The sequence below is a fragment of the Pseudomonas sp. B5(2017) genome (genome assembly GCF_002112825.1).
GTDB lineage: Bacteria > Pseudomonadota > Gammaproteobacteria > Pseudomonadales > Pseudomonadaceae > Aquipseudomonas > Aquipseudomonas putida_Z.
This window is the reverse complement of record NZ_NEIR01000005.1, coordinates 194,972-216,012: the sequence shown is the minus strand read 5'-3', so window position 1 is coordinate 216,012 and position 21,041 is coordinate 194,972. Positions and strand designations below refer to the sequence as shown.

19 protein-coding genes are annotated in these 21,041 nt (G+C 61.6%); 11 read left to right on the top strand and 8 right to left on the bottom strand.

Annotated features, from left to right (window positions below; translation table 11 throughout):
- Positions 1-21: 21 nt before the first annotated feature.
- Positions 22-2,100: a TonB-dependent siderophore receptor gene (locus CAG00_RS09765; protein ID WP_085664161.1), complete on the bottom strand. Its 2,079-nt coding sequence runs from the start codon at positions 2,098-2,100 to the stop codon at positions 22-24.
- Between the two features lie 504 nt (positions 2,101-2,604).
- Here CAG00_RS09765 and CAG00_RS09760 point away from each other — a divergent pair.
- Entirely contained in the window at positions 2,605-3,924 is a 1,320-nt protein-coding gene (locus tag CAG00_RS09760) for an OprD family porin (protein ID WP_015268619.1), read from the top strand.
- A 126-nt stretch (positions 3,925-4,050) separates the two neighbouring features.
- Here CAG00_RS09760 and CAG00_RS09755 read toward each other — a convergent pair whose 3' ends face one another.
- The 3 genes from CAG00_RS09755 to CAG00_RS09745 all read right to left on the bottom strand — a co-directional run bounded on the left by CAG00_RS09755 (position 4,051) and on the right by CAG00_RS09745 (position 8,056).
- Positions 4,051-5,718: an FMN-binding glutamate synthase family protein gene (locus CAG00_RS09755; RefSeq protein WP_085664160.1), complete on the bottom strand. Its 1,668-nt coding sequence runs from the start codon at positions 5,716-5,718 to the stop codon at positions 4,051-4,053.
- Positions 5,719-5,946: 228 nt separating this feature from the next.
- On the bottom strand, positions 5,947-7,335 hold the full coding sequence (locus CAG00_RS09750; protein WP_085664215.1) for an ATP-binding protein: 1,389 nt from the start codon (positions 7,333-7,335) through the stop codon (positions 5,947-5,949).
- A 1-nt stretch (position 7,336) separates the two neighbouring features.
- Positions 7,337-8,056, bottom strand: coding sequence for a response regulator (locus tag CAG00_RS09745; protein WP_054573664.1), 720 nt, complete (start codon positions 8,054-8,056; stop codon positions 7,337-7,339).
- Between the two features lie 140 nt (positions 8,057-8,196).
- Between CAG00_RS09745 and CAG00_RS09740 the strand changes: the two genes are divergently transcribed.
- Entirely contained in the window at positions 8,197-10,494 is a 2,298-nt protein-coding gene (locus CAG00_RS09740) for a TonB-dependent siderophore receptor (protein ID WP_085664159.1), read from the top strand.
- Between the two features lie 447 nt (positions 10,495-10,941).
- Here CAG00_RS09740 and CAG00_RS09735 read toward each other — a convergent pair whose 3' ends face one another.
- The 4 genes from CAG00_RS09735 to CAG00_RS09720 all read right to left on the bottom strand — a co-directional run bounded on the left by CAG00_RS09735 (position 10,942) and on the right by CAG00_RS09720 (position 12,958).
- Positions 10,942-11,148: a DUF3079 domain-containing protein gene (locus CAG00_RS09735; protein ID WP_085664158.1), complete on the bottom strand. Its 207-nt coding sequence runs from the start codon at positions 11,146-11,148 to the stop codon at positions 10,942-10,944.
- Between the two features lie 122 nt (positions 11,149-11,270).
- On the bottom strand, positions 11,271-11,903 hold the full coding sequence (locus tag CAG00_RS09730) for a hypothetical protein (RefSeq protein WP_256578979.1): 633 nt from the start codon (positions 11,901-11,903) through the stop codon (positions 11,271-11,273).
- On the bottom strand, positions 11,878-12,459 hold the full coding sequence (locus CAG00_RS09725; protein ID WP_085664157.1) for a DUF6036 family nucleotidyltransferase: 582 nt from the start codon (positions 12,457-12,459) through the stop codon (positions 11,878-11,880). The genes CAG00_RS09730 and CAG00_RS09725 overlap by 26 nt, the downstream gene beginning before the upstream one ends.
- Positions 12,460-12,634: 175 nt before the next feature.
- On the bottom strand, positions 12,635-12,958 hold the full coding sequence (locus CAG00_RS09720; protein WP_085664156.1) for a helix-turn-helix domain-containing protein: 324 nt from the start codon (positions 12,956-12,958) through the stop codon (positions 12,635-12,637).
- Positions 12,959-13,381: 423 nt separating this feature from the next.
- Here CAG00_RS09720 and CAG00_RS09715 point away from each other — a divergent pair, with 423 nt between their 5' ends.
- The 9 genes from CAG00_RS09715 (at position 13,382) to CAG00_RS09665 (ending at position 20,794) form a co-directional block, all read left to right on the top strand.
- Positions 13,382-14,668, top strand: coding sequence for a site-specific integrase (locus CAG00_RS09715; protein WP_085664155.1), 1,287 nt, complete (start codon positions 13,382-13,384; stop codon positions 14,666-14,668).
- Between the two features lie 517 nt (positions 14,669-15,185).
- Positions 15,186-15,986, top strand: coding sequence for a helix-turn-helix domain-containing protein (locus CAG00_RS09710; protein WP_085664154.1), 801 nt, complete (start codon positions 15,186-15,188; stop codon positions 15,984-15,986).
- A gap of 99 nt (positions 15,987-16,085) precedes the next feature.
- Complete coding sequence (locus CAG00_RS09705; protein ID WP_085664153.1) at positions 16,086-16,322, top strand: hypothetical protein; 237 nt, start codon at positions 16,086-16,088, stop codon at positions 16,320-16,322.
- A 214-nt stretch (positions 16,323-16,536) separates the two neighbouring features.
- Positions 16,537-16,962, top strand: coding sequence for a hypothetical protein (locus tag CAG00_RS09700; protein ID WP_085664152.1), 426 nt, complete (start codon positions 16,537-16,539; stop codon positions 16,960-16,962).
- Positions 16,963-17,110: 148 nt separating this feature from the next.
- On the top strand, positions 17,111-17,368 hold the full coding sequence (locus tag CAG00_RS09695; protein ID WP_085664151.1) for a hypothetical protein: 258 nt from the start codon (positions 17,111-17,113) through the stop codon (positions 17,366-17,368).
- 27 nt (positions 17,369-17,395) lie between these two features.
- On the top strand, positions 17,396-18,343 hold the full coding sequence (locus CAG00_RS09690; RefSeq protein ID WP_085664150.1) for a hypothetical protein: 948 nt from the start codon (positions 17,396-17,398) through the stop codon (positions 18,341-18,343).
- Between the two features lie 284 nt (positions 18,344-18,627).
- Positions 18,628-18,957 carry a hypothetical protein gene (locus CAG00_RS29025; protein WP_256578978.1) on the top strand — a complete coding sequence of 110 codons (330 nt, stop codon included), beginning with the start codon at positions 18,628-18,630 and terminating at the stop codon, positions 18,955-18,957.
- A gap of 31 nt (positions 18,958-18,988) precedes the next feature.
- The gene (locus CAG00_RS09680; protein WP_085664149.1) at positions 18,989-19,243 is read left to right on the top strand and encodes a hypothetical protein; all 255 of its coding nucleotides are present in this window, start codon (positions 18,989-18,991) and stop codon (positions 19,241-19,243) included.
- Positions 19,244-20,209: 966 nt separating this feature from the next.
- Complete coding sequence (locus CAG00_RS09665; protein WP_085664147.1) at positions 20,210-20,794, top strand: recombinase family protein; 585 nt, start codon at positions 20,210-20,212, stop codon at positions 20,792-20,794.
- The last annotated feature ends 247 nt before the right edge of the window (positions 20,795-21,041 follow it).

Sequence of the window (21,041 nt, the reverse complement as noted above, 5' to 3'; positions counted from 1 at the left end):
GGCCGGCACAGGCGCTGGAGATCAGAAGCTGTAGCTGCCAGTCACCACCAGGCTACGCGGCTCACCCACCTCGATCTGCGCCGCGCTGGTCGCCGAGCTGTAGTAGGTCTTGTCGGCAATGTTGCTCAGCGCCGCCCGCACATCCCAGTCCTGCGTGCGGTACCCCGCCAATGCATCCCAGCGGCCATACCCCGGCAGCACCGTGGTGTTCTGGTTGTCCGCATAACGCTCGCCCACCAGCGTCAGGCCGGTTTCGGCGTACCAGCCCAGTTCCGGTTTCCAGGTCACGAACAGGCTGCCGTTGCGCTTGGCCACGTCATTGATGCGGTTGCCTTCCTGGCCGTTGTTGTCCTTGACGATGGTCGCGTCCTGCAGGCCGATACCACCGCGCACGTACCAGTTGCCAACGATGTTGCCGGTGGCGGTCAGCTCGATACCGCGCGAACGCTGCATGCCGCTGAGCAAGATGTTTTCCGGGACAAGCGGGTCGCGGGTGCGGCGGTTGTACAGTTCCAGCTCGTAGATGGCCAGGGTGGTGGTCAGGCGCTGGTCCAGCCAGTCGCTTTTAACGCCGATTTCTTTCTGGCGGGTTTCTTCCGGCTTGGCATCGTTACCGTTGCCCTTTGCGCCTGGGGTGATGCCGATCAGACCGCCACCTACAGGCGAGAAGGTCTTGCTCCACGAAGCGTAGAACGAATGGTCGCGCCACGGTGTGTAGACCACACCCAGGCGTGGGCTGGTGCTGTTGCTGTCCTGTGTTTCGCTCAGGCCATCCTTGTTGGTGGTCTGCACGTCGAACTGGTCGAAGCGTACGCCGGCAAGTACCTGCCACTGATCGTTCAGGCGGATCTGGTCTTGCAGATAAAGGCCGCGGCTATCGACCACGGTATGGTTGTCACTAAACAACGTCATTGGGCCATTGAGTTGCTGGTTGCGGCCGGGCTTGCCCAGGCCCTGCAGTTTCTGGTCGACCGCTTTGTACAGCACCGGGTCGCGCTTCTGGTTGCCGAACTCCAGGCCCAGCAACAGCTTGTGCTCCAGGCCCAGGGTGTCGAAGTCGCCCTCGGCCTCGAGGGTGTTGAACAGGTTGCGGGTGTTCAGGTCCTGCTGCCAGCGCTGGCGGGTCAAGGTGTCGGTGCTGGCGTCGTAGCCCGTGACGTAGGTGTTGTCGAACTCACTGTCGAGCTTGAACAGGCCCAGGGTATGGCGCAGCTGCCAGGTTTCGTTCAGCTGGTAGTTCAGGCGCGAGCGCAGCGACTGGGCGCGGTCATCGATGTAGTCGCGCTGGGTGTCGCCATAGGTGGTGCTGCGGCTGACATCTGCCGGGCGGCCGTTGACCCCGGGGATGCCACGGTCCGGGGTGCGGTTGTAGCGGCTGTATTCGTATTGCACCAGCCAGTTCAGGTCGGGGGTGACCTGCCAGCTGATCGACGGGGCGAACAGCTGGCGGCTGCCGTCGATGCCGTCGCGGAAGCTGTTGTTGTCCTGGTTGCCCATGTTCAGGCGCAGGCTGACGGTGTCGCTGGGGTCGGCACTGAGGTCGGCATACAGGCTGCGCAGGTCTTCGCTGCCGGCCTGCGCCTCGATGCTCGAACGGCGGCCGTGCTCCGGCGCCTTGCTTACCCGGTTGACGATACCGCCCTGGCTGCCACGGCCATAAAGCACCGCTGCCGGCCCTTTGAGCACTTCGACCCGCTCGATGTTATGCAGGTCGCGGATGTACTGGCTGTCGTCGCGAATGCCGTCCAGGTAGAAGTCGTTGCTGGCCTCGAAGCCGCGGATGCGCACGCTGTCGAAGCGGGTGTCGGCACCACTGCTGACGTTGGGGATGCCTTCCAGCGCCTTGCCCAGGGTGTTGCTGCCGTAATCCAGCACGTTGACGGTCTTCACCGTGTCGATGGCCTGCGGCACATAGCGTACCGGCGTCGAGGTGCGGGTCGCGGTGCTTACCTCCTTGACCCGCGGGTTGTCCTCTTCGCGCTCGCTGTCGGCGGTTACCGACAGTTCCGGCAGGGTGGTGGTGGCGGCACTGGCCAGGCTGGCGCCGAACAGCAGCGACAGGCCAAGCGTCAGGGGTGAAAGACGGCAGGGTACAAGCATGGGCACATCCGGATCGAGCAGGTGAAAAAGAGGTGCGGATGGTAATGCTTGTTATTTGCTCTTGCTTGAGTATTTGTAAAGGGTTGTCATTACATCTGTGTCAGTTTGTTACGGTCGCTGCTGCGCCGCGTTTCCGTGCAGGAGCAGCCTTGTGCTGCGAAAGCGCCCTCACCGGAAATTGTCCGTTCGATCAAAAGGCTATTTCCTACACAAGATAAATTGTCCGCTGATAGCGCAAACCTGCATGGAAATGCACCAGACCCACAGGCAATTTTGGTTATATCAACCTGCATTTCACGACTTTTTGACATTTGTAATCGCACACGGCTAGGATTCGGCCAACGCCTGCTGGCCATGATCTTGACCATGCTGCTGCCAGAGGCCGCCGTGTGATTACCGGCAGGCCTTCCAGTCTGGATCCGCATAGCGTCGAACCTACGAAGGGGCGTTGGTTCCTGGCGTCATATTGCAGAGCGTTTTTGATTAAGAAATAAGGAAAACAACATGTTGAAAACCAGGATCAGCCTGGTCGCCCTGGCGATGATCGCCGCGACCCAGGCACAGGCCAATGATCAGGCCGACAGCAAAGGCTTCATCGAGGACAGCCACGCCAACGTCCTGCTGCGTAACGCTTACATCAATCGTGACAAGAAGCACGGCACCGACGACCAGATCGAATGGGGCCAGGGCGTCATCGCCAACTTCTCCTCCGGCTTCACCCAGGGCACCGTCGGTGTCGGTGTCGATGCATTCGGCCTGTACGCCGTGCGTCTGGACGGCGGCAAGGGCCACAACGGTGGCGCCGGTGTCGACTTCTTCAAGCCTTCGGACTTCAAGGACGAGAACGGCAACGCCAACTCGCCGCACAACCTGGCCCGTGGTGGCGCTGCAGTGAAGTTCCGCATCTCCAACACCGTGCTCAAGTACGGTGACCAGATGCCGGCACTGCCAGTGCTGCAGTACGACGACGCCCGTCTGCTGCCAGAAAGCTTCACCGGTACCCTGATCACCTCCAAAGAGATCCAGGGCCTGGAACTGAACGCCGGCCGCTTCACCCAGGAAGCGCGCAAGAGCGCCGAGCGCCGTGACGGTGGTGGCCTGAAGTCGATCAACGTGCTTGGTGGTAGCTACAAGTTCACCGACAACTTCACCGCTTCGCTGTACACCGCCGACAACGAAGACGTGATGAAGAAGCACTACCTGGGCCTGAACTACGTCTTCCCGATCGCCAATGACCAGTCCCTGACCCTGGACTTCAACGGCTACAAGTCGGACATCGACAACAAGTTCGTCAAGAGCGCCAAACTCAACGGCGACTCCAACACCATCTGGAGCCTGGCAGCTACCTACGCGTTCGGTGCGCACTCGTTCACCATCGCCCACCAGCGCAGCACCGGCAGCACCGGCTACAACTACGGCTGGTACCAGAACGAGGGTGGCGTGGGTGACGGTGGTTCGACCATCTACCTGGCCAACTCGTACTGGTCCGACTTCAACGCCGAAGACGAGCGCTCCTGGCAGCTGGGCTACGGCCTGGACTTCGGTGCCTACGGCATCCCTGGCCTGACCTACAAGCTGGCCTACGTGGTGGGTGACAACATCAACACCCGCAACGTCGACAACCCGCAGGGCTTCGGTGAAGGTAAAGAGCGCGAGATCTTCAACCAGATCCGTTACGTGGTGCAGGACGGCCCGGCCAAGGACCTGTCGATCAAGCTGCGTAGCTCGTTCGTGCGTACCAACAACGCCGTGCAGCAGAACGGTTACAACGACGACGGCAACGAAGTCCGCGTATTCGTCGAGTACCCGATCAGCATCTTCTGATCCTGATCTGATGGCCTAGGGGCTGCTTTGCAGCCCATCGCGACACAAGGCCGCTCCTACATGAGATGGCGTACTCCTGTAGGAGCGGCCTTGTGTCGCGAAAGGGCCGCAAAGCGGCCCCGGCTTTCACGCCGTCTCCACCACTTCCCTGCGCCGCACCCCAGCAACCTTCATCTCTCCCTCCCCAGTCTCCGGCGCAAAGCTGTCACTACGCGCCATCCGCCACATCCGCGCATAAAACTCGCTTTCAATCGAGCCACTGAGCAATTCGCCCGGCTTGAGGAACGTGTGCAGGTCCGAGAACAGCCCGATTTCGCTAGGGCTGATACGCCGCGCCAGGTGCTTGGGCTTGAGCTCCGAAGGGTGTTCCAGGCCTGCGGCAGCCAACATTTCGGCCAACGTATGCAGCGTGTTGCGGTGGAAGCTTGCCACCCGCTCGGCCTTGTCCGGCACCACCAGGGCGCGCTGGCGCAGCGGGTCTTGCGTGGCCACGCCAGTCGGGCATTTGTTGGTATGGCAGCTCTGCGACTGGATGCAGCCAATGGCGAACATGAAGCCGCGCGCGGAGTTGACCCAGTCCGCCCCGATGGCCAGCACGCTGGCGATGTCGAAGGCGCTGACGATCTTGCCTGCCGCGCCAATGCGGATACTGGCGCGCAGGTTCAGGCCGACCAGGGTGTTGTGCACGAACATCAGGCCCTCGCGCATCGGCACGCCCATGTTGTCGCTGAACTCGCGTGGCGCCGCCCCGGTGCCGCCTTCCTTGCCATCGACGACGATGAAGTCCGGAGTGATGCCAGTGGCCAGCATGGCCTTGGCAATGCCCATGAACTCCCAAGGGTGGCCCAGGCAGAATTTGAACCCCACCGGCTTGCCACCCGACAGCTCGCGCAGGCTGGCAACGAACTGCAGCAACTCGACCGGGGTACGGAAGGCACTGTGCGCCGCCGGCGAGATGCAATCCTCGCCCACGCGCACGCCACGGGTTGCGGCAATTTCGGGGCTGACCTTGTGCCCCGGCAGGATGCCGCCGTGGCCCGGCTTGGCGCCCTGGCTGAGCTTGATCTCGATCATCTTCACCTGCGGCGAGCGCGCCTGCTCGGCGAAGCGCTGTGGGTCGAAGCGCCCGTCCTCGGTGCGGCAGCCGAAGTAGCCACTGCCGATTTCCCAGATCAGGTCCCCGCCATGTTCGCGGTGGTACGGGCTGATGCTGCCTTCGCCGGTGTCATGGGCAAAACGGCCCATGCGTGCACCGCGGTTCAGGGCAGCGATGGCGTTGGCACTGAGGGCGCCGAAGCTCATGGCCGAGATGTTGAAGATCGATGCCGAGTAGGGCAGGCGGCATTGCGGCCCGCCAATGGCGATGCGGAACGATGCCGGGTCTGGCGTGGCCACTGGCAGCATGGAATGGCTGATGAACTCGAAGCCGGGCTTGTAGGCATCGTTGAGGGTGCCGAAGGCCTTCTCGGCGCTTTCGTTCTTGGCCCGGGCGTAGACCAGCGAACGCTGCGAGCGGGAGAACGGCAGCTTGTCGTCGTCGCCCTCGATCAGGTACTGGCGGATTTCCGGGCGGATGGTTTCGATCAGGTAGCGGATGTTGCCCAGGATCGGATAGTTGCGGCGCACGGCGTGGTGGCTTTGCCGCAGGTCGTTCAGGCCGACCAGGCTGAGCAGCGCGGTGATCAATGTGAACGGCCACAGCCAGGCATGCTGGGGTAGCAGCGGCAGGCTGGCGAAGTTGAACAGCAGGCAGAGGGCGAGGCAGGCGTAGCGGCTGGGTAGAGAGTGTTTCATGGGTCCATCGCAGGCAGGATGACCGGGCATAGGATAGGCAAAGGCGGGGAGGGGAAAACCTGGGTAATTGGTAAAAGACTGTTACCTGATCGCGTATTTCCAGGCTCATGCGGTCCTTTGTAGGAGCGGCCTTGTGTCGCGAAAGGGCCGCGACGCGGCCCCGGCACTCTTTGCATCAACTCCAGAATCCGGGGCTGCTGCGCAGCCCATCGCGACACAAGGCCGCTCCTACAGGGGGGCGCGTAAAGGCTGATTGGGTAGTAACACGCTGACCCGCAACCCACCCCCCTCGCGGTTCGCCAGCAGCAACTCGCCCCCATGGCTGGCAGCAATCCGCTGGGCGATGCTCAACCCCAGCCCATACCCCCCGGACGCCTGGTTGCGCGACCCTTCACCACGCACGAACGGGTCGATGATGGTCGCCAGCAGGCTCGGAGCAATCCCCGGGCCGCGGTCATCGATATGGATGAACACCCCCGTGGTCGCCTGTTCCAGCGTGACCGAAACCTCCTTGGCATAACGCAACGCATTGACCAGCAGGTTCTGCAGGCAGCGCTGCAGCAGCAGGGCATCGACCCGCAGGCTGCCCGCCTGGCCATGCACCGGCAACGGCTCTTCGGCAGTGGCCAGCTCCGCGCACTGGCGCACCACCAGCCGGTCCAGGTCTACCTGCTGCAAGTTCTGCTGCTCCCCTGCACGCAGGTAATCGAGCACCTGGCCGATCATGTTGTCCATCTGCGCGATGTTCTGCCGCAGGCGCTGCCGGTTGTCGTCGTCCGGCAGGCGCTCCAGGCGCAGGCGCATGCGCGTCAGCGGGGTGCGCAGGTCGTGGGACACGGCGGCCAGGAAGTAGGCCTTGTCGTTGACCATCGCGATCAGCCGCTGCTGCATGGCGTTGAAGGCCTGGGCCGCCTGGCGCACTTCCTCCGGGCCATCCAGCGCCAAGGGCGGCTGCTCGAGGTTGCTACCCAGGCCGCGCGCGGCATCGGCCAGGCGCCGCAGCGGGCGCAGGCACAGGCGAACGGCTATCAGGCACACCAGCAATACTGCGACGATGCGCAGCGCGTACACCCGCAACAGGTAATCGCTGATCAACACCCAGGCCGACTCGCCGCTCCAGCCTTGCAGTTCCTGGCCCTCGATGGTCAGCCAGTGCCCATCGGCCAACGGCACCGCGAGCTGCAGATGCGCCTGGGCCGTGCGCAGGCCGAACAGGCTGCGCCAGACGATCGGTTGGCCCTGTTCGTCGGTCAACTGCACCTTCATCAGGCGCACGTCCTGAGCATGCCCCAACTCGTACTCGAGGGCCTGGTGCAGCAACAGCTCGACACGCCTGCGCCCGCGGCGCTCGTCCTGCACCGGCGTGGGCAGGGCTTCGCTGCAACGCACTTGGTAATGCGCTGGCGCCTGCAATGCACCGGCACGGCAGTCAGCCTGGGCGATCAACGGCGCGCTGCGTGCGGCAATCAGCCGGACAGGGGCCTCGAGAACCTGGGCAAAACGCACATCGAACCAGATGCTGCTGGACATCAACTGGATCAGCACGGTGCCGCTGACCATTATCAGCAGCAACTGGCCGAACAATGTGCGTGGCCACAGCCGGCGCAGCCAGCGCATGTCAGGCATCGGCCCCGTTGGCGGCGATGCTCAGCAAATAGCCTTCGTTGCGGATAGTGAGAATTTGCGCGGCACCCGCCGGCGCGTGGCGCAGGTGCTGGCGCAGGCGGCTGACGCACATGTCCACCGAACGGTCGTCGGGCAGGTGGTCGCGGCCGAACGCACTGCGCGTCAGCTGGTCGCGGGACACCACGCGGTTGTTGGCTTCCAGCAGCTCGCGCAGTACGCGGTAGTCGGAGCGGGGCAGGGTCAGGGTCTCGCCATCGGGGCGGGTGAGCAGGCGCTTCACGTGTTCCAGGCGGAAGCCGGCGAACAGCTGGGCATCTTCTACCGGCTCTTCAGCGGGCGCATCCAGGCGTTGCGGACGACGCAGCACGGCCTTGATCCGGGCGATCAGCTCGCGTGGCTCGAAGGGCTTGGCCAGGTAGTCATCGGCACCCACCTCCAGGCCGATGATGCGGTCCAGCGTGCTGCCCTTGGCCGACAGCATGATCACCGCCAGCCCCGGCGTGGCTTGCAGCTGGCGGCACAGGCTCAGGCCGTCTTCGCCCGGCAGCATCAGGTCCAGCACCACCAGCTCCACCTTGTGCCGGGCCAGTTGTTCGCGCATCTGCTCGCCGTCAGCCGCTGCCAGCACGTTATAGCCGGCATCTGTCAGGTAATCACAAAGAAGTTCGCGGATCTCGTCGTCATCGTCGACAACAAGCAAAGTTGTGCTCATGCAGATAAACACCTGTTCGGTGAGGGCCGGTGGCGCTCGTTACGTTCGATTACATCCCCGTACAAGCCGGGTCTGGAGCCCGGGGGGCCGATCCCTAGAATCCTAACAAAAAATCATCTGCAAATACGAAGCCTTCCCAAATGAACTCCGAGAGCACCCCGAACGCCTTCCCCTCCAGCAGCCGAGGCGGCACGCGCCTCAAACCGCTGGCCCTGTTCATTGCCGTGGCCGTCAGCGGGGGCGCGATGGCTGCCGACAGCAAGCCCCTGGAACTGGAGGCCACGCAGATCGAAGACAGCGCCCTGCTGCCTGCCGACGAAGCTGGTCAGCTGGGTTACACCGTCGAAAGCACCCGCAGCTCCACCGGCCTGGCCCTGACGCCGCGCCAGACGCCGCAGTCGGTCACCACCATTACCCGCCAGCAGATGGATGACCGCGACATCCACACCATCGAGCAAGCGCTGGAAACCACCCCAGGCGTGACAGCGAGCAAGTCCGAAGTGGGCGGGCGTACCGACTACCGAGCCCGTGGTTACTCGATCAGCAACTGGAAGGTCGATGGCCTGCAGTTCCAGGGCGGCTCCGACTTCAGTGGTGGCGGCAACGCACTGAACATGGACCTGTACGAGCGCATCGACATCGTGCGCGGCGCCAACGGCCTGCTGGGCGGTACCGGCGACCCGTCGGCCACCGTCAACCTGATCCGCAAGGCACCGACCAGGACGTTCGGCGGCAGCGCCTATGCCACCTACGGCAGCTGGGACAAGCGCCGCCTGGGCGCCGACCTCAACCTGCCGCTGTCCGAAGACGGCCGCCTGCGTTCGCGCTTCGTGATGACCCAGCAGGACGCCAACTCATTCCGCGACAACCAGTCCGAACGCTCCCGCGCCGCCCTGGCCAACTTCGAGTTCGACCTGGACGACGCCACAACCCTCGGTGCCGGCTACCAGTACGAGTACAACAAGATTGTTGGTGGTGGCTGGGGTGCGAACATCCCGATCTGGTACAGCGATGGCAGCAAGACCGACCTGCCGCGCAGCACCAACGTGGTACCCAGCTGGAGCTTTGGCGAGTACACCACCCGCACCGCGTTCGGCTCGCTGGAGCACCGCTTCGACAACGACTGGACGCTGGACCTGAAAGCCGCCCAGAGCACCGCCGAAACCCTCAACCACCGCGGCCTGGCCAAGGTCAACTCGGCGGGCCGTGGCAGCTACGGCGGCTATTGGGACCAGGATGGCAGCGGTGCCGTGCTCAACGGCTTGCACAGCTCCACCGACACCACCCAGCAGTCGGCGCAGGTCGACCTGTCCGGCCCGTTCCAGCTGTTCGGCCGTACCCACCAGGCGATGGTTGGCTACAACGACAGCCGCACCGTGGCCTGGTCGCCGGAATACACCTGCACCATGGTTGGCGACGGCAAGGCCAGTGCGCCTGCGCTGGGTTGCCAGTTCCGCGCCAACAACGGCTTCCCGCTGACCGACTGGCGCAATGGCGTGGATGACGACTACAACATCATCGCCTCGCGCACCGGCCGCCACAGCAAGACCACCACCCGTCTGCAGGGCATGTACGCGGCAACCCGCCTGAGCATCACCGACCCACTGTCGGTCATCCTCGGTGTGCGCACCAGTAACTACTCGGCCACCACCCGCAGCGTGGCTGGCGCACGTACCAGCCAGGAAGAGAACGGCATCGTCACCCCGTACCTGGGCGCCGTGTACGACCTCAACGACAACTACTCGCTGTATGCCAGCTACACCGACATCTTCACCCCGCAAACCGCTGAAACCAGCAGCGGCAGCAAGGTCGAGCCGATTCGCGGGCAAAGCTACGAGACGGGTATCAAGGGAGAGTGGTTCGATGGCCGCCTGAATGCCTCGGCGGCGTACTTCCGCACCAAGCAGGAAAACAAGGCAGTGCTCGACGGCGACCTGACCACCCCGACCGGTGGCGACGCCTACAAGGCCGGTTCCGGCCAGGAAACCGACGGTATCGACCTGGAAATCGCCGGCGCCCTGACCCCCAGCTGGAACCTGTACGCCGGCTACACCTACCTGCACTTCCGCCGCGTCGACAGCGACGGCCGCAGCGACCCATCGCACCTGTTCAAGGCCTCGACCACCTACCGCCTTTCCGGCTCGCTCGACCGCCTGACCCTGGGTGCCGGGGTTACTGCGCAGAGCAACATCCGCGCAATCTCCAGCCCGGCGGGCCAGCCGAGCAATGGTGTGAGCAACGGTGCCACTGACGTGAACTGGTCCGGTTATGCCATCTGGAATGCCATGGCCAAGTACCAGCTGACCGACGACACCAGCGTCAGCCTCAACGCCAACAACCTGTTCGACAAGCACTACTACACCCGCTACGGGTTCTATGCCGGGGCGATTTATGGTGACCCACGCAACCTGTCGCTGACGGTTAGCACAGCGTTCTGATCAAACGCACCTGGGGCTGCTGCGCAGCCCATCGCCGGCAAGCCGGGCTCCCACAGGTATTTTAGTAGCAACTGCCTTGCTCAATTTCTAACAGGTGGCGCGATCCCTGTGGGAGCGGGCGCGCCCGCGAACACGGGCGAAGCCCGTGCCATCCACCGCAGCACCTGATTCGCTGGGTCGGCGCCAGTCTCAAACCATGCGCTGTACCTGTGGTAGATGGCCCAGCCCTTTGGGCTGCGCTGTCGCGTAGATAACTGAAATTGCAAGCAATCCGCGTCCCCTGTGGGAGCGGCTTTAGCCGCGAAGAATCCAACGCGGTGCATGGCACCGACTGCGCCGGTGTTCGCGGCTAAAGCCGCTCCCACAGGGCCCCTGCTAATTCAATGAGTTATGTGCAGTTCTATGAGAGCCCGGCTTGCCGGCTATGGGCCACAAAGCTGCCCTATTTCACCTAGGGCCAGTCTCTTGCCGGCGATCAATCGGCTTCTCCAGCCGGTCCTCGAAACTGTCCCAGTCCTCACCAAACAGTTCCACCGGGTGCATGGTCCGGCTCGCACCATTGCCACAGGCCAATGACTTGGCCGGGCAATACAGGTCGCAGCCCCAGCAAATGCGCTCCGGGTGGCTGGGGTTTGTGGGGAATTTCTTGGCCATGGTTTCCTTCCCTCAAGGACTGACTGATCTCAGGCTAAGCTGCGTGCCGGCGTCAGGCTTGATTGAGATCAATCTTGGGGAGGAGTACAGCCACTACAAACAACTGACCCAACATTATCGGATCAGTGTTGAGGTGGACGCGTTGCCAACTGGGCATAGCCATTCGGCAGATGATGGGCATCTACAAAGTGCCGGGTTTGCAGTTCTAGCACCATGTTCATCAGACTGGATACGGGCTCAGCCACGCCCCAGGTAGCAGCAACCTTGTCGTAACGGTTTACCGCTTGCGCCTTTTCTACCAGTTTTCCATTCAGATCTTGAGCCAGGTCCTTCCATCGGGTGACCAGCTTCTTCATCTGCTCGGCTTGTTCCGGCTTCATGCATGGAAAACGGCGAAGCCGGTCAACCAGATACATCAGGCGCCGCTTCCTTACGGGGGCGAGCCTTGGCATGTTCAAGCGATTTTCCAGTGCTTCGCGCATATCCTCGTTTCTGTACCAGAAGAGGAGAGCGAAAGTCTCGGCAACGGCCTTGTCGAGCTTGTCCAGCGAGGTTTTTGTAGCTTGAACGACCAGGTGCTCGAGTGCCTGACGGGCATGTTGATCAGAGGGGGGCATGTCAGAGGACACAAGCGCCCAGAGTTTTTCTAGCGAGTAATCGAGCGAGGAGGTGTCGCAATGCCGGGCCCCATGCGCCGTATTCGAGGGCACAGTCATCGCCTCACTGGTATTACTGGCCCCACTCTCGCGCTTCATCGAGAATCAACCTCAGGCAGCTGGTTACGGTGCTTCTATCACAGGGGTAATAGTCGATTGCCTCTTTGGCAAGCCTATCAAATTCCTTGAGATTCAGCTTGCCTGACCTGATAAGCAGATTGATGTCATCCTGGTCGCGTTCGGTGAATCTCCCGAGTTTTGAAATGGCGAGGTCGATCGGGTGAGCTATGAAAACCTGTAAAGGAGAGCACTCCTGGCCGGGAAGGAGGATTGCCCGCGCATCGTAGTCTTCATGCAAGGGGCATAGCGAGTTATTGAATTGCTGGTCGAACACCACGGACAGGTCCAGACCATCCTGCTCGTAGTCTTCCGGCGCGGCAAAAACTGCCTTGATCTCGTCCCTGAGCAGGTGTTCGCTGGCCTGAATCTCCGCATCGATATCCGCACTACCGCGGGCATTCGTCAGCATGTGCAAGGCGCACCCGCCAAATACATAGATCTTGACTGTTCCCGAGCGCTGCCCAGCCAGTAGAGGCAAGGCTCTGTCGAAGAGCTGGCGCACGGCCTGCGCCAAAGGGGTTTGCAGGTGCAGCATGAGGCAGGGCTCCTGAGGTTGGCAGGGCACTTTACTCACGGATGGCGCAAGAGTTGTTTCGTTGAAACATCGCTTTGCAAAAAGCAGAGTTGTGGCCCTTTAGCATGCTGTTCGTAGGGCCCTGCGCTACGTCTTTATTGCTCAAACACGAGCTGCAAGAAATGGCGTACAGGGTTTAGCTGCCAGGCGCTTGAGTGATCACGATCTGCGGCGGTGAACCGGCATCGTTCGAGGGCAGGGTGAGGCTCGTGCGAAAGCCGAGTTTGTCGAGCATGTCCATCATGGCATCGAGGGTGAATTTCTCGATCTTGCCATTTGCAAGCTCGGATATTCGGGATTGGGTTACGTTCAGCCTGACAGCAGCATCATGCTGCTTGAGGCCCATTTTTTTGATGCAGTCCGTGATGAAAATGGACAGGTCCATTTTCAAGGCCATTTTGCTGGCTGTGTCTGCATCGTGGGTGGCGTGGAAAGGGCTTTCGTGGAATTGAAGCGCCATTGGCTTGCCTCAGCAGGAATATCTAAAATTTACGATAAATCGTAGCGGGGCCAGGTGGGCGAGTCAAAGCGTTTATGTTGGAAGACGTGTCTGGTCTCTGGCTGCGCTCTTCTTTGGGATCGCTGGGGGCCGCTGCGCAGCCCATCGCAGGCAAGCCAGCTCCTACACCGAGCGCATCGACCTCAAGGCCAAGGCTGATGGGGTTGGGGGACCCTGAAAACAAAAAAGGCCCACCTTTCGGTGAGCCTTTTTTGATACTGCGTATGGTGCGGCACCAGGAATCGAACCCGGGACCTACTGATTACAAGTCTCGCGTGTCAGGCGTTATCGCCGTAACTCCGCTATCCCTTCCCGTACCCTTTAGCTTTCCGGCTGGTCGTGGTGTTACCCTGACGACTTTCGGGGTAACTGGATGGGGTGGATATGGCCGGAAGTAAACAGGTGCTCACAGACGCATTTCTGCGCAAGCTGGAGCCAACCAAAAAGCGTTATGACCTATGGGACGAGGGCAGTCCCGGTCTAGGCGTTCGCGTGTCGTCCGTTGTGTCGTGGTGCTACATGTACAGGCACGGCGGGCGGGTGCGACGTTTAACTTTGGGGCAATTCCCAGCGATGAGTTGCCGGGAAGCGCGGGCAGCGTATGCCAAAGCGGCTCAAGTGGTGCAGGGTGGGCAAGACCCAGCAGCGGCTAAGGCAGCCCTGGCAATTGCTGAGCGCACCGCCCTGACGGTCGCCGGACTCTGCGAGGTGTACATTCAGCGGTACGCCAAGCCCCGCAAGAGTTCCTGGCGTGAGGATGAGCGCCAGCTACAAAAGGACGTTGTGCCGATCCTGGGGAAGAAGCTTGCGAAGAACGTACACCGTCGTGATGTAGTGGCCTTGATTGACCGGAAGGTGGATGCCGGGGCAGGGGTGGCCGCTAACCGGTTACTGGCAGTCCTCCGGAAGATGTTCGCCTGGGCAGTGGAGCGGGGCGAACTGGATGAATCACCCGTCGCCGGTATTAGCCGTCAGCACCGTGAGCGAGGCCGTGAGCGAGTCCTGACCTTTGAGGAAGTCCAAAGCCTGTACGGGGCATTGACGGCTACCGACTGGATCAAGGCAACGGCGCCTGTCCGGAAGGCCCTCGGGGTGATGCTCATAACCGGGCAGCGCAAGGGTGAAGTTCTGGCGATGCGGTGGGAAGACATATCCAACGAGGCCGACGGGTACTGGTGGACTATTCCCGCCGCTATTTCAAAGAACCGGAAGGCGCATCGCGTACCTTTGGATAGCCTCGCCCTGGACTTGATCGGCGTGCCTGATCCGGCAGCTACTGGCCCCGTGTTCGAGAGTCACCGGAAGCCTGGTAGCGCGATCATAGCGACAGCGCCCGCCCATGCATTACGCGATGAGTTCGCCCCCGGCCGGTTCTTCAACGATCTACAGCCATTCACCCCGCACGACCTGCGCCGTACCGTTGCGACCGCCCTGTCATGCCTAGGGTATCCCCGGCTGACGCTAATGAAGGTGCTGAACCACACGGACCCGTCCGTCTCAGCCGTTTACGACCGGTACAGCTACGACAAAGAAAAGCGGGAGGCGCTGAGCCGCTGGGCTGAAATGTTGTACGCGACTCAGGATCGAATGACGGGCTACGACGAGCAGACGGGCGCTGAGTTGGTCGAGTACCGGTTCGCGGATGAATGGCAGCGTATGCTGCCCGCTTGATTAACAACTGCGCGGGTACGATATGGGCTGGATTCTGTTTGTTCTTGTGGTCGGGCAAGGTGCAGCGCATGGTCCTGCACTTGCAACGGCTGCGTTCCACACCGAAGCGGATTGCCGAAGGGCCGCCGATACTGCGGAATTTACTTTTGAAGCTCACGTTGAAACCGTGAAAACGTTCTGTGTGCCCAATAACCCGCTGCCTGGTTGAAGCACAAAGCCCTTGCGTCAGCGCCGAAAGCACCATCTCTAGAACCCTACCCTTGAGTTAGAGCCTTCGGAATAGTTCCGCACTCTGTAGGGAAGTAAGGTGCGGCGGGTTGGCGAAGCAACATCAGAACACCTTGAGGGTAGCGAAGGCTTGCGATCCGTGGGGTACGGCTCCGGACTGTCTACCAGGGGTTTACAGCCCTGTGAAGCAATAGAAGGACACTTGGAGTACAGGGAGGGATGACGGCACAGGATGCGGACCTTCCCGCTAATAGCCTGATGGAGGGCTGACGAACAAAGGAGACGACCAATGACCGAACTTGAAGAAGCCCTAGATGCCTTGGAGCCAATGTTTGAAGACCCAGCCGCTGGGTTAAGCAAAGTGCAGCGAGCGTGGTGGGCCCGATGGGATACCGGTGCTGAGATTGATTCGAGCGCGTACCGTGACGTACCAGCGTACCGTGTCGCCGCCGATGCATGGCGGGCAGTTAACGGAAAGGCTGCTAGCAAATCCCGCGAGAAATTCTTGGCACTGAAACGAGCGCAGCAGGATTTCTACCGGGCGTGTGCCGCCGAGCACGCGGGCCGATACAGCGCCAACCAATCCACCGTTGATGCCGCCGTGCTGCTGGTGATTGACGCCGAAGGCGGAGTGCTGCCACGTGCCGCGCTGCTGGATGCCGGGGTGCCTGCTGATGAAGTGGCCCGGATTAGCGGCAAGACCGGTGCCCGCCGCAAGGTGAGGAAGGCACTGCAGAAGCATGCCGAGCACCAGAACGCAAAGCGGATGATCCAGAACGAAGGCAGGCGCGAGTACCTACGCCTAGCCACCGATACCTTGTCGGGAAGCCTTGAGGGTATTGCCGTGAATATGAAGACTCAAGCCAGACTAGCCCGCCTTGAGCAGAGTGAAGCAGACCACGCCCGTCGGATTGCCGAACTGGAGGCGCGGTTGGCCGCTGTGGAAGTGCGCCACGCTGTAGAAGATGCCGGTGTAGACCCACGACTCGAAGCCCTGCGGCTACACACTGCCGGATTAGGCTACAAGGCAATTGCTAGTCGCCTCGGTCGCAGTCAATCTACCGTCCGTAACTGGATCAAAGCAGCATGATGATCCGAGGGTGTCAGGCTTGGCACCCTTTGGCACCCCTGAAATTGGCCAATACTCTAAAGATACATAGTATCTAATTACAGCCTGCCCGGAGCCAGCATGACTACCATCACCCTGCCAGACGGTACCTTCATCATCGACGACTCCGAGCTGAATCCGGACTTCGAAGCCCGGCGCATGGCGCACGAAGGCAGCACCCCAATCGAGATAGCCGAAGCCTTGGAGGTGCCGCTGGAGGATGTTCATCGCTGGCTTGAAGTCCCGTATGAAACGCCTGAGGCGTACTGGCTGCGCCGATACAATGACGGCGCCCACCTCGACGACGAAGACGAATAACGCCGGTCCACTCGGCTGATTTCCCCGCCATAGGCTGGTTGGTCCCCGCCTGTGGCCGCTGGTGACGTTGTACTCCTTCGACGGGCACCAGCACCTATTCCGCGACAGCCGTCCGGCTGACCGCATAAATAGAACCCAGCACGACGACAGCCCACCACCCGGTGCCCGGCTGCGCTCGCCCGTGCCTGCGGTTCGCCCATCCAAAGGAGACCGCATGAACTACTTCACTATCCATAGAGCATCGAACCTTGTGCATTCCGTGGTCGCATCCAGCAGTACGCCCAGCGACACCGGCAAGGTTCGATTCATCCCAGCGAGCACCAAAGCGCTGAGCGCGTACTACAACTGGCGTGAGAAGAACCCCGGCCTCTGCCCGGACATAGGCGAGATCGCTGCCCGTAGTGCGGCAGTCCTCGACTACATCACCGGCTCCCGTAAAGCCCAGTCGAAGCCTCGCACCGATAACCTGAACCAGCGCTACCGAGAGCCAACCCCGGCACAGGTCATCGACCGAGACGCCGCAATCTCCGCCTTCATCACCGAGCACCCTGACGCGGGCGTGCACAGCCTGCACGAGCAGTTCCAATGCGGCACCACCGCTGCCAGGGCGTACCTCGACCGGCCTCACAGCGCCCTGTAATGGCCCATCCAAGCGCTTAAAAGTAGTGGATGAGGCAAGGGTGCCAGTCACTACTTTCACACCTCTACAGCCCGCGTATTCCGTGGGTCTAAACCTCGATTTCGGCGTAGTCCGAGACCTATCCAGAATCAGAACAGGAGGCCCAACCATGGCCAAGAAAACCAGCTTTACCTATCAGGACCGCCAGCGCCTGGAGTTTTTGACCTCGCATCTGCGCAGCGGCGCCCGCCCATCTGTGAAGGCGCGGTACGAACAAGAGATTGCGCAACTGCTTGAAGGCAAAGAGCTGACCCGTGGCGACATTGCGCTGGCTGCTTACTACTTCAGGAACTCCGGCATCGATGCTGACGCGCAGGCGACAGGTCAAGAGTTCGCTGACCTGTACCGCGCCACACCCGCCGAGTAATCCCGAACCGCTTAAAGGAGAACGACCATGACTGATTCCACCCCATCCGCTGCACACCTCGCCGTACTGGCGAACCTATCCGATGCTGACTTGCTGGCACCACTGGCCCTTGATGAGTCGGGCCTGGATGAAACTCCAGCGCTACCGATCACCGCCCCCCTGGCGCCGACCGTTGTTCTGCCCGATCTGGACACGCTGCTGGCGCAGGCCGACAGCATCGCCGGGATTGATAGCACTGCCGCCCTGCCTGCTCGCCAGTACCGTGTGGGCGGTGTGCCTGCCGACGAGTCTGTATCCGGTCTGCTGCGCAGCAACGGCGGGCGATTGAGCAGAGCCTTGTATGACGCCGTGGGCGAACACATCAAGACCGCCGATGACCTGCGCTATGCCCTGCGGGTGTTTGCCGCCCATGCCGTAGATAGCTTGATTGGCAACCGTTTCCGCAACCTGATGACCCAAGAGCGCCTTGCAGCTGAGGAAGCACACACCGAATGGCAGGGCAACGTGCTGACCGCTGTACAGGGTGAAGTGGCAGCAATCCAGGCTGCGGGCCAACTGACCGGCGAGGAGTTCAAGTTCTTGCTGGAGCTGGTGGACTCGAACCGCTGCGGGATGGCGCAGAACCTCGCCGGGGATAAGGTGGATGTGTCCGCGCTGGCCAAAGGCCGTGGCACCGATTGGCGTGCCTTGGCTGATGCTTGGGCTAGTGCCTGCCGCACCCGTGGCGCTGTGACATTCGAGGCTGGGAAGAACGCAGCGGGCTGGTGCAGCTACAGCCTGGACGTTCAACCCGGCGAAGGCTGGGTGCTGAGCGTGTACGTCGATCAGCAATGGTTGCCGATCCAGGCATCATCGAAGGGCAAGGCCCGCGCAGCCGCTACCCGTGCCCACGTAATGCTCACTCGATCCGAAGCCGCGAAGCCAGCTCCCTATACCGGCGTGGTGTTCGCTGATGAGCTTCGGAGTGCACTGTGAGAACCGATAAGCCCGCGCTTCGGCGTGGGCAGCACCCAACTCAAGCGGACCTTGATCGGATGCGGCTCGGCTATCCCGGTTACCAAGGGCGGCTGGACAGTATGCGGCGCCTGAAGCCTGCCCGGTATGAGGCAGTGCTGACGGGCGCCCGGACCTTCACAGATGACGATTGGCGGTGCGCGGAGTGCGGCAGCAGCGAGAGATACACCCGGAACCTCGCATGCCGTGGCTGCGCTGTGCAGCGGCCTGAGCGTGTGTTCAAGCCTGTGCCTGGCGTGGGCACTGTGTACATCCCCACCGATGAAGCTGCATCGGAGAACTGGCAGCAACGCCATTTGCGGGCTCAGCGTCTGCAAGATCAAGCCGTCACCTTGTCACGCCTGGGAAGCATCGCCGTAGGCCGGTACATCCTGGTCGGCGGTCGTGTGCTCGGGGCTGGCAGCGTGGTGCTCGACACCGAGCCGTTGATGCTGGCGGTTGATGCGCTGCTGTCCGGTGATCCAGCCCAAGCCCGTGAGGTTATGGCCCCGCTGCTCCAGCAAGACCGAGACCTCGCCGTGTGCGTCCGGGCAGTGGCCCAAGCCGTATCGAATCTGAAACCGAACAAACATTGATGCTTGCCCTCTGGGCGGGCCTGGAGGAATTATGAAAGCGAAGATCACTAAGCCCGTCCTGGCAGCAATGCAGGAGGCGTTCTACCTCGACCTGGCGTCACCTTCGGGCCTGCGCTGGAAGCGCTGGAACGGCAACTACGGCACGCGCAAACGCGAACCGGGGGACATTGCAGGCGGCGCCACCAATACCGGCACTTACCTAGTATCACTGGACAGTGAGAAATACCTTGCCTCTGATGTTCTTGTGGCCCTACACCGAGCAGCCCACCGTGAGGCGCGGGCATGAGCCGGGCACGCGGCACAGCCGCGAGACCAATCGTGGACCGGAATGCGAAGCCTGCGATCAAGCCATGGCATGAGGAATACACACTCAGTGACACCTCAGCGAGTGGCCTTCGATATCTGGTGAATGGCGTCCCCAGCGTGCCAGCCGGAAGCCCGAACGAGCCAACTTGGCCGTATGACAGAAGCATGGCGCACCATTGTATCTGGCCACGGAATTACAGCGTGTACGTGCAGGTTGACTGGGAAGGTGAGGACCTGGGCGGGTTCACGAAGTGGGATATGGTCATGCAGCATGTTCCCGCCTGGACGCTGCGTGAGATCCTGCAAGAGCACGCCGAGGAGGCGCGGCTGATTGCAGCGCTGGAGCGGCACCTGGGGATTCACCCTGAATCGGAAGTGGCCTAGCGGCTGCTTCCCTTTTGGCCGAACTGGCCAGCCGCTGCCCTGGCTGTCCGGCCTGCACTGGCGACCTAAAAATATTGTGCTCAGGCGAGGGTGCCCCTCTGACTGTCAAGCCGCGCATGCCCCCGTGCCCCTGCCTGCCTGCCTGCCTGCCTGCGTGCGTGTCCGTGCGTGCGCCCGCGCTCAAATGAAGAACCGCCCGTTCTGGTCTAGGTTTAGTGATGGCGCCATGGTGGCGCTTAATGATCTAGGAGCAGGTATGGCAACGCGACACCGTAGCGCAGTAACAGGGCAGTACATCACTGAGGATAAGGCAAAGCGCAATCCTCGTGAGTCGGTGAAGGAGACGGATAAGAAGCCTACAGGAGGCGGCAAAGGCGGTAAGGGTAAGAAGTAGGCTGCGCCTCGGGCGTGCCTGCCACGCCCAACCTCAAGGCATCATCAATCGTCCGTTAAATGACACCGCTGGTCGGGTAGCGTTGCTGGTGTCATAAAACATGCTTGACGACTTTATGAGCCAATCCTACAGTGACACCACGTTACATGACACCACTGAGGATTCGCCATGAGCCGCACCTTCCTGTACGCCCGAGTGAGTACCGCAGAGCAGACGACCGATAACCAAATTCTTGAGGTACGGTCCGCTGGCTTTGCAGTAGAGCCTCAGCGCGTAATCACTGAAACCGTATCGGGTAGTACACAAGCTGCTGACCGCCCTGGCTTCAAGAAGCTGCTGGAGCGCATGGAGAGTGGCGACGTACTCATAGTCACTAAGCTGGACCGCCTGGGGCGGAACGCCATGGACGTACGCCAGACCGTCGAGAGCCTCGCACAGGCTGGTATCCGGGTGCACTGCCTCGCCCTTGGGGGCGTAGACCTCACCAGCGCAGCAGGCAAGATGACCATGCAGGTGCTGGGTGCCGTAGCTGAGTTTGAGCGCGATCTGCTCATAGAGCGCACCGCCGCAGGCCTGGAACGCGCAAAGGCTCAAGGCAAGAAGCTGGGGCGCCCCGCCGCTACCGGTACGACCGCACAAGTTCAGGCAGCAAAGGCGGAAGGCTTGAGTCAATCGGCAGCAGCAGCCTCGCTAGGTATCAGCCTCGCTACCGTGAAGCGGCATTGGAATGCGGTAGCGGGCTCGCCTGCTTGAGGCCATGACGTAAACGCCCGTGCACGCCCCACCCGACACCCGTACCACTGTGCACCGGGCGAGGCAATGCAGATGCTTGAGCGCAAAGCGTGCTGTGCAGTGATTACTGGGCTGAGTAGCCACCCCTGTGCACCGGGGTTGAGCAATACGACTCGGGGACTGACTGAGGGTAGCAGCCCGGTTTTGTTACCCCAGAGCGTTACCCCAGCAGAAATGACAAGGGCCTGCATCGCTGCAAGCCCTTGAT